The organism is Streptomyces sp. SID5469 (assembly GCF_009862865.1).
GTDB classification, from domain to species: Bacteria; Actinomycetota; Actinomycetes; order Streptomycetales; family Streptomycetaceae; genus Streptomyces; species Streptomyces avermitilis.
Genome location: NZ_WWIN01000001.1, coordinates 2975333 through 2990478 on the forward strand (window position 1 = coordinate 2975333; position 15146 = coordinate 2990478).

Annotated in this window: 10 protein-coding genes; 3 read left to right on the forward strand and 7 right to left on the reverse strand. The window is 71.5% G+C overall.

Translation table 11 applies throughout. The annotated features are described in order from the left end of the window. Positions 1 to 57 precede the first annotated feature (57 nt). Positions 58 to 288, forward strand: a complete 231-nt coding sequence (locus GTY58_RS12795) for a hypothetical protein (RefSeq protein ID WP_037650104.1) — start codon at positions 58 to 60, stop codon at positions 286 to 288. A gap of 248 nt (positions 289 to 536) precedes the next feature. On the opposite strand, the gene GTY58_RS12800 is transcribed toward GTY58_RS12795, so the two are convergent. The 7 genes from GTY58_RS12800 to GTY58_RS12830 form a co-directional block, all read right to left on the reverse strand. Next, complete coding sequence (locus tag GTY58_RS12800) at positions 537 to 1355, reverse strand: serine protease (RefSeq protein WP_010983880.1); 819 nt, start codon at positions 1353 to 1355, stop codon at positions 537 to 539. A 167-nt stretch (positions 1356 to 1522) separates the two neighbouring features. Then, on the reverse strand, positions 1523 to 3061 hold the full coding sequence (locus tag GTY58_RS12805) for an RNA polymerase sigma factor (protein WP_010983881.1): 1539 nt from the start codon (positions 3059 to 3061) through the stop codon (positions 1523 to 1525). Positions 3062 to 3667: 606 nt separating this feature from the next. Next, complete coding sequence (locus tag GTY58_RS12810) at positions 3668 to 4555, reverse strand: FCD domain-containing protein (RefSeq protein WP_107083176.1); 888 nt, start codon at positions 4553 to 4555, stop codon at positions 3668 to 3670. Positions 4556 to 4717: 162 nt separating this feature from the next. Then, the gene (locus GTY58_RS12815; RefSeq protein WP_010983883.1) at positions 4718 to 6463 is read right to left on the reverse strand and encodes an ATP-binding cassette domain-containing protein; all 1746 of its coding nucleotides are present in this window, start codon (positions 6461 to 6463) and stop codon (positions 4718 to 4720) included. Positions 6464 to 6576: 113 nt separating this feature from the next. Beyond that, positions 6577 to 7329 (reverse strand): NUDIX hydrolase, encoded by a 753-nt coding sequence (locus tag GTY58_RS12820; RefSeq protein ID WP_010983884.1) that lies wholly within the window; start codon positions 7327 to 7329, stop codon positions 6577 to 6579. Positions 7330 to 7452: 123 nt separating this feature from the next. Then, positions 7453 to 9708, reverse strand: a complete 2256-nt coding sequence (locus GTY58_RS12825; protein ID WP_237528776.1) for a glycogen debranching N-terminal domain-containing protein — start codon at positions 9706 to 9708, stop codon at positions 7453 to 7455. Positions 9709 to 9960: 252 nt separating this feature from the next. Next, positions 9961 to 11865, reverse strand: a complete 1905-nt coding sequence (locus tag GTY58_RS12830; RefSeq protein ID WP_237528778.1) for a DUF4192 domain-containing protein — start codon at positions 11863 to 11865, stop codon at positions 9961 to 9963. A 134-nt stretch (positions 11866 to 11999) separates the two neighbouring features. On the opposite strand from GTY58_RS12830, the gene GTY58_RS12835 reads away from it, so the two are divergent. After that, positions 12000 to 14204 (forward strand): RecQ family ATP-dependent DNA helicase, encoded by a 2205-nt coding sequence (locus GTY58_RS12835; protein ID WP_010983887.1) that lies wholly within the window; start codon positions 12000 to 12002, stop codon positions 14202 to 14204. Positions 14205 to 14439: 235 nt separating this feature from the next. Beyond that, the gene (locus tag GTY58_RS12840) at positions 14440 to 15075 is read left to right on the forward strand and encodes a hypothetical protein (RefSeq protein WP_010983888.1); all 636 of its coding nucleotides are present in this window, start codon (positions 14440 to 14442) and stop codon (positions 15073 to 15075) included. Positions 15076 to 15146 lie beyond the last annotated feature (71 nt).

Consider the following 15146-nt stretch of genomic DNA (forward strand, 5'->3'; position numbering starts at 1 on the left):
GGCCTGGTTGGATGTTGACCCTGGTACGACAGCTCGTCGAGCTAGAGAAGAGGCGACGTGACTACTGTTCTGACCCCCGCGAGCCCGCTGACGGCCGCTGACCGCTGCGACCGTTGCGGCGCCCAGGCATATCTGCGCGTCGTCCTCCTGAGCGGCGGAGAACTGCTCTTTTGCGCCCACCACGGTCGCAAGTTCGAGCCGGAACTCAAGAAGATCGCCGCTGAGATACAGGACGAGACGGAGCGGCTCACGACCCCTCCGGCAAGCGCCAACGACGAAGAGCGTTGACACTTCGCATCAACGACGAGCGAGTGCCGGCCTCGTAGCCGGTGAGCGGGCGACCACCCCCTGGACACAGGGAGTGGCCGCCCGCACTCGTACACGGAACCGGTTCGCCCGTGGCTGCGCCCGGCGGCCCGGCCCGCGTCCGCACGCCCTGTAGGCACCAGGAGGGCCACCGGCGCCTCGTACCCGCGCAGGCGGCATACGACATGACACCCGCACCCGCAGCCCCCTCAGCGGCTTCCCACAGCGAGTCAGCGACTCCTGCCGAACGCCCTGGCGACGTCTGAGACCCGCGTGTAGACGCCCGGGCTTCCGGGCCTCCCACAGCCACTCCCCCACGACACCAGTCCGATCAGACGCCCCTGGGCGACCAGTGGCCCGCCACTGTCCCCCTGACAGGCGTCACGGCCACCTGCGAGCTCTCCGGCGCACAGCATGGAGCCGGCCAGATACTTTCCGTCCCCATCGCCGGGATACGCCTCCTCACAGGCCTCGTCCGGCAGCACCTGCACGCGCGCGGCGCGCAGGCTGTGGGCATAGTCGCCGCTCCCGGTGGCGTCGCCCCAGCCGTAGACCACGGCGGCCGTCCCAGGCGCGTAGGCCGGGTCGGCCGAGGAGGCCATGGGGATGACGGAGCTCTCCGGAAGCGGCGAGGCCAGGGTGAGTACGGCGAAGTCGCCGGCGTTCGTGGAACTGTCGTAATCCGGGTTGACCCAGGTGGCGCGCACCGGGATCTCCTTGCCCTGGGTCGACAGCAGGTCGGTCCGGTCGGCGATGATCCTCAGATCGCGAATCCGGCTCGGCGGCGCCCCCAGGACGGCCGCGCTCAGACAGTGGGCCGCGGTGAGCACAGTGGACCGGGCGATCACCACGCCCCCGCAGAACTGCCCCGCCCGCGTACCTCCGAACCGGTCACGGCTGGACAGTGCGACCGTCCACGGACTCTGGGCGGTCTCGACCGGATAGCCGCCGATGACAATGCTGTCGGCCGTCGCGGGCGCGGGGGACGCCAGCGGTATCACGGCCGCTGCGGCCCCAAGGGCCAGCGCTCGGGCGAAGGGACGACGCATACGCGCTCCTCACTCAGGGGTGGTCATGGAATACCCAGAGTGATCCAGCTCATCACGTCGCGCATACGCAGCAGCCGACGGCCTCCACATGCTCGGTGGACGGCGCGCACATGCTGAGGGCCCGGCTCCCCACGGAAGCCGGGCCCTCAGGTGCGTACAGCCGAGACCTAGTCGAGGTAGTCGCGCAGCACCTGCGAACGCGACGGGTGACGCAGCTTCGACATCGTCTTGGACTCGATCTGGCGGATGCGCTCACGCGTCACGCCGTACACCTTGCCGATCTCGTCGAGAGTCTTCGGCTGACCGTCGGTGAGACCGAAGCGCATCGAGACGACGCCCGCCTCGCGCTCCGACAGGGTGTCGAGGACAGAGTGCAGCTGCTCCTGGAGGAGCGTGAAGCTGACCGCGTCGGCCGGGACGACGGCCTCGGAGTCCTCGATGAGGTCACCGAACTCGCTGTCACCGTCCTCACCCAGCGGGGTGTGCAGCGAGATGGGCTCACGGCCGTACTTCTGGACCTCGATGACCTTCTCAGGGGTCATGTCGAGCTCCTTGGCCAGCTCCTCCGGGGTGGGCTCACGGCCCAGGTCCTGGAGCATCTGACGCTGCACGCGCGCGAGCTTGTTGATGACCTCGACCATGTGCACCGGGATACGGATGGTGCGGGCCTGGTCGGCCATGGCGCGGGTGATCGCCTGACGGATCCACCAGGTGGCGTACGTGGAGAACTTGTAGCCCTTGGTGTAGTCGAACTTCTCCACCGCGCGGATCAGACCGAGGTTGCCCTCCTGGATGAGGTCCAGGAAGAGCATGCCGCGGCCGGTGTAGCGCTTGGCCAGGGAGACCACCAGACGGAGGTTGGCCTCCAGGAGGTGGTTCTTGGCGCGGCGGCCGTCCTCGGCGATGATCTCCAGCTCGCGCTTGAGCTTGGGGGCAAGCTTGTCGGCGTTGGCCAGCTTGTCCTCGGCGAAGAGGCCCGCCTCGATGCGCTTGGCGAGCTCGACCTCCTGCTCGGCGTTGAGCAGGGGGACCTTGCCGATCTGCTTGAGGTAGTCCTTGACCGGGTCGGCGGTGGCACCGGCCGCGGCGACCTGCTGCGCGGGCGCGTCGTCCTCGTCCTCGTCGGAGAGTACGAAGCCGGCGTTCTCGGTGCCCTCGGGCTCCTCGCCGGCCTTGCCGGGTGCAGCGGTCTCCTCGACCGCCTCGTCGTCGAGCAGCTCGACGTCGTCCTTCTTGCCGGTGGTCTTCTTGGCCGCCGTCTTCTTGGCGACGGTCTTCTTCGCGACCGCCTTCTTGGCGGTCGTCTTCTTGGCAGCTGCCTTCTTGGCGGACGCGTCCTCAGCCGGATCGTCGCCGACGGGCACAGCCGGGGCGGCGGTGGCGGTCGCCTTCTTGGCAGTCACCGTCTTCGCCGCGACGGTCTTGGTGGCGGTGCGCTTGGCCGGACTCTTCGCTGCGACGCTCTTTCGGGTGCGCTTGGGCTCCGCGGCACTGACCATCAGCGTCACACCCTCTTCCTCGAGGATCTGGTTGAGGCTGCGCAGTACGTTCTTCCACTGAGTGGCCGGAATCTGGTCAGCTTCGAAGGCCCGACGCACGTCATCGCCGGCGATCTGCCCCTCAGCCTTTCCCCGCTCGATGAGCGCCATGACAGAGACGGACTCGGCGATCTCCGGCGGGAGCGTACGGGATGTGCTGGCCGACACGAACAACCTCTCGGAACGTTGGAAAACGGCTTCCGGCCCCGTCCGTAACGGACAGGAACCGACGACCGCCGACTTGGGGATGGGCCGACGGCGCGGGTGGGGCCGGGAAGATGCACAGCGCCGTAAACGGCGTCCGTATTCCCTCCTCGGCTGTCACCTCTTAGGTCATCGCGCAGTGCCGAGGAGCGTTACGCCCAATCCGCGTGGCCCGAGTCACACCCCGTAACCACTCAAAAACGACTAGATGCGGTCATAGGTGGTCAACGATGGCCGCTGCGGCCGCACGATCCGAGGGTCGGTGGACTTCCGGGCCGCCGAATCAGCGGTTGGCCGCCGGGTCGCTCGCCGTCGGACCTCAGCGGCTCCCGGGCTCCGTACGCCGCCGAGCCATGCCGATTCCCGGACTCCGCATGCCGTCGAACCGCGCCGGTCCCGGAAGACGTGCCGTCGAACCCCGTCGGTCCCAGGAGGGTCCGACGGAGCCCGGCGACACGTGCACGGGGTCCGGTGACAGACGGTTCGCCGTGCGGGCGCTGTCGGGCCCACCGGCCGGGCGAGAGCGGGCGAGGGCGGTCGGCCCCCGACCGCGCCGCCCACGGCGCACCGTCAGTGCTCGCGCGGCGCGGGCACCACACGCTCCACCTCAGGGTGGACGGTGAGCAATTGGCGCATGGCCGCCTCGGCAGCCGCGCCGTCGCCCGCGCCCAGGGCGTCGACGATCCGGGCGTGGTGCGCCAGCGCGGCCTCGTTGGGGCGGTCGCAGCCGGTGACCGGGCCGCCGGAGACCTGCAGGGCGGCCGACACGATCCCGGAGAGGTGCTCCAGCATGCGGTTGCCGGCGACCTGGATGAGCAGGGAGTGGAATTCCGCGTCGGCGCGCGAGAAGGTCAGGGCGTCACCCTGTGCCATGGCGTGGCCCATGATCTCGACCATGTCGGCGAGCCGCTGCTGGACCTCCTCGCGCCCGTGGCCGGCGGCGAGGCGCGCGGCGAGCGGCTCCATCGTCCATCGCAGCTCGCTCAGCTCGCGGCGCTGGTCGTCGCGCTGCGGCCCGAACGCCCGCCACTCGATGATGTCCGGATCCAGCAGGTTCCAGTCGCTGACGGGGCGTACGCGCGTGCCGACGTTCGGGCGGGCACTCACCAGGCCCTTCGCCTCCAGCACACGGAGCGACTCGCGGACGACGGTGCGGGACACCTCGAAGCGCTGACCGATCTCCTCGGGCACGAGCGGGCGGTCCGCGCCCAGGTCGCCGGAGACGATCATCTGCCCCAGCTGCTGTACGAGTTGGCCGTGCAGTCCGCGTCCGCGGCTGCCCGCGGCACGCCGGCCGACGCGGCCCAGTTCCGGATCGGCGCTCTCCCACGCGGGAATGCCGACGCGGTCGGCGGCAGAGGCCTCGGCGTAGGGGTAGCGGTCGAGTTCGCCCGGTCCGGTCAGGCCGGAGTCGGCGGAGCGGGCGGCGGTCATCATGGTGTGCGCAAGGGTACTCACGGATCCTTTGTCGGCGTCGCTTCCAACGCCCTTGAGGTCTTTGGTGAAAAGCACACGAAAGGGTGATCGCTCACCCCGTCGCAATTGACGCCTTATCGGAAAGAAATGGGCGTTCTCCGGGAAGTTGCGCTCACGACAGGACCGGAAGCCCTCGGACGGTCGTCATCGGACCCTGCTACGCAGGGTCGTGAGCAGATATGCGCAGAGCAGAGCGGTCAGCGACAACATCAGTGCACTGCCCACGGGTTGGGCGACCACCCGGGCCGCGGCGGCCAGATACCGCTCGCCGCCGAACGGCCACTGCACCAGCATCAGCTCTCGCAGCCGCGTGGCGAACCCGGCCGCCGTCCGAACAGACGGGCCTTCGAGCGCCCTTTGTACGAGGGGTACGACGACGACGGGTACCGCCAGCACCGCGGCGAGCCCGGCGGTCGTGGAGCGGAAGATGCCCGCGGCCAGTACACCGGCCCAGGCGCAGCCCACCAGGAGTCCGAGCCAACCGGCGCCCAGGGAAAGCCAGTCGGTGGGAACTTGGGTGAGCTCCCGTCCGTAGACGAGGTAGAGCACTTCGAGATCGCACCCCACGGCAAGGAAGGCCAGCAGCAGCGCGGTCGCCCCGGAGACGAGGAGTTTCGCGGTGAGCAGCCCCAGGCGGCGGGGGACGGTGCCGCGATCCGTGGCCAGGGCGGGGTGGCGGAACTCGTCGCCGAAGGCGACCGCCCCGAGCAACCCCGCGCCGAGCGCCGCGGGGGGCAGGGGGAAGTCCTGCGGCCACGCGGCCAGGAGGCGGTGCTGCGGCGTGTGACCGATTCTGGCGAGGATCACGGCGATCAGGGCGGAGGCGATCAGCACGGCAGCCGCGGTGACGTAGCCGGTGCCGACTCCGGCAGCGCGGCGCAGCTCGTAGCGCAACGGACGCAGCGGACTGGGCGCCTGGCGGACACTGATGGGGGGCGGCAGCGGGGACAGGTCTTCCGACTCCAGCGAACCGGCCGGGCGGGGCGGGGGAGCGGTCGGCTGCGTGTCGGGGGCGGCCCCCATGTCACCGGTTTCGTCGGCCAGTTGGTGTACGAGGATGCCGTGCCGGAAGGCGGTCTCGCCGACATCGGCGCACGTACTGCCGTACACCGACAGCCGATTGCCGTCCTCGCGCACGATCTCCACGGAGCGTTGCCCGGTTCGAGCCTCCTTGGCCAGCAGAGCGCCGAGTCGGGCGGCGTGCGGGCTGCGGACTGCCACGCGGGGCCGCAGCCGGGTGCGGGCGAAGTCTGCGGCCTCCTGGTCGGCGACAAGCCTGCCCGCCTCCAACGTGACGACCTGATCTGCGGTCTGCGCGGCCTCTCTGGGGTCGTCCGTGGTGAACAGGACCGTGCCACCCTGCGTGGCGTGCGCACGCAGGAGACCGTGCAGCCACCGGCCTTCGCGGGCGGACAGGCCGTCGGCGGGGGCGTCGAGGACAAGGGTGTGCGGATCGGCCAGCAGCGCGCAGGCCAGACCGAGGCGGCGGTCCATGCCGCGCGAAAGGGTGCTCAGGCGTTCGTCGCGCAGGCTGACAAGACCGACCACCTCGAGGACTTCATCGGCACGGCGGACAGGGACGCCGGCGGCGGCGCACAACATACGGAGTTGACCGCGCACCGTGCGGGCGGGGTGACCGGGGACATCGCCGAGCAGGACGCCCACTTCGCGCGAGGGATGGGCGATGCGGTGCAGCGGGCGGCCCCTGAAGTAGGTGATGCCACGGCCCTGTTGGAGTTCGAGCATGAGCCTGAGCGCCGTCGTCTTGCCCGCGCCCGGGGTTCCGAGGAGCGCGGTGACACGGCCCGCGTGCGCCTCGAAGGACACATCGTCGACGACGGGCGGAAGGTCCTTGCGGGGGTTGCTGGTCAGTCCGATCGCCTGGATCACCCAAAGCAAGATAGCGCGATATGTCCGGTTTTCCGGGCACCTGAGGGCCTCCTTCGGACACCGGCTTCCCAGCGGCCGGACTCAGCCCTCTCCGTCCGCGCCCTGCTCGGGTTTCAGACCTCCGGGCGCAGCATCGGCGGATTGAGCAGCGTGGCGCCGCCCGCGCGGAAGAGCTGGGCCGGACGACCGCCCTGGCGCGTCGTGGTGCCGCCCGTGGGCACGAGGAAGCCCGGTGTGCCCGTCACCTTGCGATGGAAGTTGCGCGGGTCCAGCGCCACGCCCCACACGGCCTCGTAGACCCGGCGCAGCTCGCCGACGGTGAACTCGGTCGGGCAGAACGCGGTGGCCAGCGACGAGTACTCGATCTTGGACCGGGCACGCTCCACACCGTCCGCCAGGATCTGCGCATGATCGAAGGCGAGCGGTGCCGCCTTCTCCCCGTCCCTGCCGTAACCGCCCTGCTGCAGCAGCTCCTCGACGGGCGCCCAGCGGGCGCTGTTGGCGTCGCCGCCCGCCCTGGGCGCGGGCAGGTCGGGTGCGAGAGCGAGATGGGCGACGCTGACCACCCTCATCCGCGGGTCACGCTTGGGGTCGCCGTACGTCGCCAGCTGTTCGAGATGCGCTCCGTTGTCCTGTGCGGAGGGGTCATGGGCGCGCAGCCCGGTCTCCTCGGCCAGCTCGCGCGCTGCTGCCTGCCCCAGGTCCTCGTCAGGCCGCACGAAGCCGCCAGGGAGCGCCCACCTGCCCTGAAAGGGCTGCTCACCTCGCCGCACCGCCAGCGCACAGAGGGCGTGGCGGCGCACGGTCAGCACGACCAGGTCCACGGTGACAGCAAAGGGCGGAAAGGCTGACGGGTCGTAGGGCATGCCGCGATCATAGTCGTCTGCCTGACGATAAACACTCCCTTCGTCGGCCGCATCGGTGGTTGATCCACTTCCTTCGGGCTGGTCCGGGGGCTCCCGGCCATGGCCCAGCCGCATCGCGCGACGTCACGCTCTCAACTGCAATCCGTCGGCCGCCTCCTCGACCATGGCGAGGCCGAGCCGGCTGACGCGCACGGAGAAGGGCGCGCCGGCGACTCTCAGTCCCGTCAATCCGATCTCGCCCAGTGGGGCACTGCGCAGCGGGCGCAGCGTCACCGTGCCGGCCGGGGCGTCGGGGCGGATCCCCGCCAGAGCGGTGAGGAGCAGCACCCCTGAGGCCGCGGCGGTGGCGGCCGGTCGGCAGGCTGCGGGGTGCGGCAGCGGAGAGCCGGCTTCCGTGCGTTGTTCCCCCGCGTACATCTCGGGCAGCCGATGCCCGAACGCCTCCGCCGCGGCCAGTACGCCCCGCAGCAGCGAACTCGCCTCCTTCTCGTAACCGGCGGCGGCCAGGCCCGTGACGGCGACCGCCGTCTCCTGGACCCGCACGGCTCCTCCTCGATGACCGAACGGGTTGTACGCCGCCTCCCTCGCTCCCAGGCTGCGCAGCCCCCATCCGCAGTCCATGGCCGGACCGCCGAGGAGCCGCGCGAGTTGCTCCGTCCGCACCCTGTCGAGCAGGCCCTGAGCCATGACACCGGAGCCGAGCAGGCCGGTGTCGAGAAGGTGGGCGGCGCCCGCGCCGAGGTGGGGCACCAGGCGTCCGTCCGGGGCCCGGGCGGCCGCCGGTCTGCCTCCCTTCAGGTCCTCGATCCAGAAGTCGTCCCGGAACGCGGTGCGCAGTTCCCCGGCCCACTGGCGCAGCCCGGGGCCGCCTGGGCGGCCGTGGGCATCGAGCAGGTCCGCGCCCAGCAGCGCTGCCCGATGGGCGTACGCCTGTGTCTCGCAGCGCAGCGGCCCGCCGGGCTGGGGGTCGGGGAGGTAGGTACCGTCGCCGACAGCGGTCCGAAGCCACTGGAGACAGCGTTCCGCGGCGGGCAACAACTCCTGCGTCTCCTGCTCCGGCAACCCCCAGCGCCGGGCCTCCGCGAGAAGCACAGGGAAGAGCAGGGTTGCCTCCGTGCCCGTGCAGCCAGGTGGCAGATGTGCGCCCGCGTCCCGCCGTGGTCCCGGGATCATGCCCGAATGTGGGCCTGGTCCCGAGAGCTGGCTGCGGGCGAGGGTCCGCAGCGTGCCCGCGGCAAGCCGGGTGCCGAGGGGCAGTGCCATCCGCGCGGCGACCAGTGCCTCCGCCGGAGCCAGGCCGCAGCGCCACGGCGCCCCGGCTGCGAGATGCGGGTCGGAAGGGTGGCTGGGATCGCGCAGCAGCAGAGCCTGCAGATCCTCGACGCAGGCATGGAGCAGCGATTGGGCCCTGGGGTCGTCGCCCGTAGCCGTGGCCTGGGCGAGTGGGCTCGTCGCGCCGCGTACCACCGCTCTGCCGGCTCCGGCCCCGTCCGGCCGTACCCGCAGTTCCACACTCCATGTGCCGCCGGGTGGCAGCTCCAGCCCCCAGCGCAGCAGTCCGGCGGAGGCGAGGGCGTCGGCCGGCGGCGGATCCGCGGTGACGGCCGAGGTGCCGGTCGGGCCGGTCCAGCGCAGGCCTGAGTCGTGAACGCTCGCGGGGAGCTCGGGACCGGGGCTGCCCGAAGCCACCGTCCCCAGATCCGCGAGGTCCGTCCCGAGTGCCACCTCGACGGACAGGCGCAAGGGGCGTGAGGCAGCGCTGTGCAGCGTGATCCGTTCCGTGCCGTCCGCGTGCCGCGTGCGTTCCACCAGGACGTCCGGGTCCGGTCCTGCGTCGGGGGAGGCTCGGAGGGCGCCCACGAAGCGGACGCGGTCGGCCGCTACCATCCGCGCTTGCACGGCGAGCGGCTCCCGCCCCGCCACCCGCACCTGACAGCGGGAGAGCAGGCGCCGCCCCGAGCGGTAGAACCCGTCCAACCCCTGGCCGGTCAGCTGCCCCTGCTCCGTGGAGATCGCCAGCCCCGGCAGGGCCGCACAGATCAGCGCGGTGTGGGCTGGCGGCAGGTCCGCGGCGTGGCGGAGTGGTGGAAGCGGGGGTCGGGGAGCGAAGGGTCTGCCCGCCAACGGGCCGGGGCCCGAGGGCCGGTTGCCCCGCGCGGGGGTACCCGATGGCCTGGACGTCGCTTCGGGAATGACCGACCGTCGGCCTGCGCCTGCGAAGGAGGTAGGTGTCCTCTCCTGAGCCATGCGGGGCGCTGTCTTCCCGCCGCCCCCGGTCGGTGGCGCCGATGGATCGCCACCCGGCATCAAGGGCTTTGTGGATGCGCGGCGGGGAGGCCGGTCGCCGTCGTGGGCGGCGGACGGAGTGGGCAAGGACATGAGGCGGCTTCTTCTGCGCCTGGCGCGCCTTGGGCGCGACCGGCGCCTGGTGGGGGGCTCCGAAAGGTCGTGGGCGATGCGTCGGCGCGACCCGGCCACGGGTACCGCCACCCAGGTGAACGGAGTGGGCCTGCCTCGGGTCACGCCCGGCGGCCGGGAAGCCGACCGAATGGCTGCGTCGCGGGGCGCAGGTCACAGTGCCGAAGGCGGCTTGACGCCGACTCGCGGACCACGCCGCGCAGCTGGGTGTGCTCATACGTCTCCCTGCGCATCGCTACGTGCGGTGCCACCGGGTGCGTGTGAACGAGTGGTGGCACCCTCTGCCGCACTCCGCGGTCCTTCGGCGGAACGCCGGAGTCCGTCCATCGCGGACCGTGTTCCGTCGGCGGCAGGCCCGGTGCCCTCGGCTGGACGCCTGCCTCTGCGGGCGACCGTCCTGGGAGAACGGCGGCTCGGACGGCTGCCACCGCTCACGGAACGCACCCTGCGACGGCGACGGCCGAGAACACCAGGCGACTCCCCAGTTCCGTCGCCCTGCCCGGCCGGAGCCGCCGGATCGGCGCTGTCGCCCGGCGTGGAGGGGCCGGACCATCGAGCGCCTTGCGAAGCTCCAGGATCTTGTGGCTCCAGACTCCGGGGTGGCTGCGCGGAGCGGAGCGAAGGCGCGGTGGCGGCCAGTGGCGCGGGAGGGACACTCCCGTCCGTCACGGCCCGGCCCTCTCGCTCCGCACGCAGGCAGCGGCGAACGGACTCCGGGTCCAGGCCCTCGTTGCAGGCTTGATGGAGGAGGCGGGCGAAGAGATAGCCAGGGTCGGCGCCCAGGGCCATGGCCAGGGCTTCGCGGGCCTCCAGTTCGTCGCCGGAAGACCAGGCGACCCACCCAGCGAGCGTGAGGGGCGCGGCAGCGTGCTCACCGTACGAACCGACGCAGCGGCGGGCCAGGGCACGCCAGAGGCGCAGGGCCGGTGCCGCTTCGTCGTCTTCCATCCACTCCGCCGCACGGTCGCGGGTCGTCCGGTCCTGCAGACCGAGGATCAGAGTGGCGGCCTCCTCGTGCCCGAGGAGTTCGTCGTCGCGGAGGTCTGCCGGGAGGGTGCCGGACACGGGCGACGTAGCGGTGAACCGTCCCATCACCTGCCGGGCCAGTCCAAGGGTCTCCTCGGCGACGTCCTCCCGGGTCTCGCCGTCGAGGATCCTGGGAACGAGGGCCGTGCTGGCGGCGTCGAGGGCGATCTCCTGCGCCAGGGCTGCCGCGGTCTCCCAGGGAGCGAGCCTGGCCCTGAACTCCCGCAGGCTTCCCCGTACTTGCAGACCTGCGTACGTTGCGGCAGCGGCGAGCACGGAGGTGCCGGGCAGCCCCATCGGCCGGCCCTCGGGCGGACAGCAGTCGGGGCTCGGGCAGCAGTACGACCAGAAGCGGCCGTCGGAGATGCACAGCGCCTCGACCACGGGTACGTCGAGGCTGCCGCAGGCCGTGCGCAGCAGCTGAGCGAGCGGCTGGAGCCGTGCCACGACGTCGCACCCCGTCTCGCCGCTCGCAGGCTCCTGACAGAGGTAGGCCACCATGCTCTCCGGGCGTACGCCTCTGCGCTCACTTCCCGTCACCAGGCCGTGCGCCAGCTGCCCGGCCACGGACGCCCAGTCGTCCGAATGGGCGGGGATGCCGAGCCTCGCCCTCCCACCGAACCTGCCTCGCCCGTCCTGGTCGTGCAGAGCGACCAGCACGATGCTGTCCTCGGGTCGATACCCGAGCAAGTAAGGCAGCGCGTCCGCCAGTTCGGCCGGAGTCCGCAATGTGACCTGGCGCTCACCGCTCGGGTCCGTGTGTTCGGTGTGGCTGATGTACGCGGTGGACTCGTCGTCGTAGGGGGTGCCGCCCATCTCGGCGTCCACAGGGCCTGCGGGTCCAGCGAGATCATCACCCGCGCCAGCCGAGGACCGCTCGACGTCACCGCTCGGGTGGGCCGCGGTCCGAGCCATGTCGCCGCTCTCCTGGGCCGCACCCCGCCACATGTCGCCGCCCACCGGGGCCGCGACCCCACCAATGCCACCGCTCCCCTGGTCCGTGGATCCGTCCGCGTCACCGCTCTCGTGGTCCGCGAATCCGCTCATGTCACCGTTGCCGGACGTGCCGGCCGCTTCGTCGTGGTTCGTCATGCCGTGACCATCTCGCGGATCTTGGAATTCCGCTTGAACCTGTGGATAACCATGGCCATGAGCACGCCAGGAGTTGTCCACAGGCCGGCTGCCTCATTCGCGCAATGTCCGACCGATCGGGTTGCATGGATGCCATGAGCGACGAAGACCAACGACCCGCCCCGTCCGCAGACCCGCGCCCCGCCCCGGACGGAGACCTGCGTACCGCGGCCGATGCCGTGCTCGCCCGCCTCGTGGGCGCGCCGACGGGCGAGGCCCGGCTGCGCGAGGATCAGTGGCGGGCCATCGAGGCACTGGTGGCCCACAAGCGCAGGGCCCTGGTCGTGCAGCGCACGGGCTGGGGCAAGTCCGCGGTGTACTTCGTCGCGACCGCGTTGCTGCGCGAGCAGGGCGCGGGTCCCACGGTCATCGTCTCGCCACTCCTCGCGCTCATGCGCAACCAGGTGGATTCGGCGGCCCGCGCGGGCATCCGCGCGAGGACCATCAACTCGTCCAACACGGAGGAGTGGGACACGATCCAGGCCGAGGTGGCCGCGAGCGAGGTCGATGTGCTCCTGGTGAGCCCGGAGCGGCTCAACAACCCCGACTTCCGCGACCAGGTGCTGCCCAAGCTGGCCGCCGCGACCGGCCTCCTCGTGGTCGACGAGGCGCACTGCATCTCCGACTGGGGCCACGACTTCCGGCCCGACTACCGCCGGCTGCGCACCATGCTCGCCGACCTCCCGTCCGGTGTGCCGGTCCTCGCCACCACCGCGACGGCCAACGCGCGCGTCACGGCCGACGTGGCCGAACAACTCGGCACCGGAGGCGGCACGGACGCGCTCGTGCTGCGCGGACCGCTCGACCGGGAGAGCCTCAGTCTCGGCGTGCTGCGCCTGCCGGACGCCGCCCACCGCATGGGCTGGCTCGCCGAACACCTCAACGACCTGCCGGGCTCCGGCATCATCTACACGCTCACCGTGGCTGCGGCCGAGGAAGTCACGGCCTTCCTGCGTCAGTGCGGGCACACCGTGGCCTCGTACACCGGCAAGACGGAGAACGCGGACCGGCTACAAGCGGAGGAGGACCTGCTCGGCAACCGGGTCAAGGCCCTGGTAGCCACGTCCGCCCTGGGTATGGGCTTCGACAAGCCCGACCTCGGGTTCGTCGTCCACCTCGGCTCGCCCTCGTCCCCCATCGCGTACTACCAGCAGGTGGGGCGCGCGGGCCGCGGTGTGGAGCACGCCGAGGTGCTGCTCCTGCCGGGCAAGGAGGATCAGGCGATCTGGGAGTACTTCGCCTCGGTCGCGTTTCCCCCGGAGGAGCAGGTGCGACGCACACTGGACGTCCTGGCGCGGGCCGACCGACCACTGTCCCTGCCCGCCCTCGAACCGCTGGTCGAACTGCGCCGCTCACGTCTGGAGACGATGCTCAAGGTCCTCGATGTCGACGGGGCCGTACGGCGTGTGCAGGGCGGCTGGGTCTCGACGGGCGTTCCTTGGACGTACGACACCGAGCGCTACGCCTGGGTGGCCAAGCAGCGGTCGGCTGAGCAGCAGGCGATGCGCGACTACGTGACGACGACGGCCTGCCGGATGGAGTTCCTGCGGCGGCAGCTCGACGACGAGGGGGCGGCTCCCTGTGGGCGCTGCGACAACTGCGCCGGAGGCCGATTCCACGACTCCGTGTCGTCCGGGTCGCTCGACGCGGCACGTGGCGAACTCGGGCGTGCGGGCGTCGAGGTCGAGCCCCGGAAGATGTGGCCGACGGGCCTGCCGGCGGTCGGCGTCGACCTGAAGGGGCGTATCCCGGCCGGAGAGCTGGCCGCGCCCGGGCGTGCGCTGGGGCGGCTGTCGGACATCGGCTGGGGCAACCGGCTGCGGCCGATGCTCACGCCCCAAGCCCCGGACGGGCCGGTGCCGGACGATGTCGCCAAGGCCGTGGTCGGTGTGCTGGCCGACTGGGCGAAGGGGCCGGGAGGCTGGGCCTCCGCAGGGCCCGACGCACAGCCGCGTCCGGTGGGCGTCGTCACGATGGCCTCCCGTACGCGTCCGCAGCTGATCCAGTCCCTGGGGGCGCGGATCGCGGAGATCGGACGGCTGCCGCTGCTGGGGTCCATCGAGTACACCGGTGAGTTCGCGCAGGTCCACCGGAGCAACAGCGCGCAGCGGCTGAAGGCGCTCGACGGGGCACTGACCGTGCCGCCCGCCCTGGCCACCGCGCTCAAGGAAGCCGGCGGTCCGGTACTTCTCGTGGACGATGCGACAGAGACGGGCTGGACCCTCGCGGTGGCCGCGCGCATGCTTCGACGAGCCGGTGCGTCGGGGGTGTTGCCGCTGGTCCTGGCCGTACAAGCGTGACCCGCGCGTCGCTGCGGAGCACATTGGGCAGAGATGTAGCGGGGATATAGCCGACGCACCACATGAAAACGGGCTGTGGCCCCAATTGCTCGTTGCCGCAACCAAGTTCGACAGGAAGAATTGAGGTCCGCTCCCCGCACGGCTCGTCCGTGGTCCGGTAGGGCTCTGCTGCGGCGTGCGCTCCCCCAAGTCCGACCCCCGCCCGCAGTATGGGCGCGTAGCCGAAGGGAGGACCGTGACCTTCGGATTCGCACCGTCCTCGGCGGCATCCATGTCGACCTCCGCCGACCTGTCCGCCGCTTCCGCCAACCCTCTGACCCGGATGCTCGAACCCGCGGAGTGGGCCGCCGCGGGGATTCCGCTGCTGCGCAATCCCCGGGAGGTCGTCAGCGGGCTGCACTCCCGGCACCGGCCCGGCCCGGCAACCGCCATCGTGGCCGTCCTCGATCCGGAAGAACGGCTTCAGGCGAGCGCCTCCTTCACCCGGCGGGCGGCCCCGGCCGACGGCTGGATGTTCCGCAACGCGCTGCTCGCGCAGCTGCGCCGGGTCATCCCGCACGACCTGCGACGCCGTACGCCGGTCCGCACGGCCGTGCTGCTCTACTGCCGTGAGGGCGACGCGCGTTGGACGGAGGAGGACGGGGCGTGGATGTGGGGGCTACGCGACGCGTGCACACTCCACGGGCTGCGCTGCGGGGCGTACATCACACTGACGCGTGACGGCTGGCAGGTCCTGGGCGAGGGCCGGGGCGGACGCCGCCCCAACACGGACTCGCCGCCGGAGGCTTTCGAACTGACCAGCGCGCCACCACCACTGCCGCGCACCGGAGGCTCCGCGTCGGAGGTGCTGCGCCGGGCGGCCGCCCGCTGAGCGGCCGGGCCCCGGCGTACCACCAGGGGCGTACGACAGACCCCGCACCGCGAGTTGCGCAAGACAGCCAC

Bases quoted from the DNA above. Each gene is read 5' to 3' on its own strand.
- GTY58_RS12800 (WP_010983880.1), bottom strand. From the start codon at position 1,355: ATGCGTCGTCCCTTCGCCCGAGCGCTGGCCCTTGGGGCCGCAGCGGCC.
- GTY58_RS12820 (WP_010983884.1), bottom strand. From the start codon at position 7,329: ATGCCCTACGACCCGTCAGCCTTTCCGCCCTTTGCTGTCACCGTGGAC.
- GTY58_RS12825 (WP_237528776.1), bottom strand. From the start codon at position 9,708: ATGTCCTTGCCCACTCCGTCCGCCGCCCACGACGGCGACCGGCCTCCC.
- GTY58_RS12830 (WP_237528778.1), bottom strand. From the start codon at position 11,865: ATGACGAACCACGACGAAGCGGCCGGCACGTCCGGCAACGGTGACATG.
- GTY58_RS12835 (WP_010983887.1), top strand. From the start codon at position 12,000: ATGAGCGACGAAGACCAACGACCCGCCCCGTCCGCAGACCCGCGCCCC.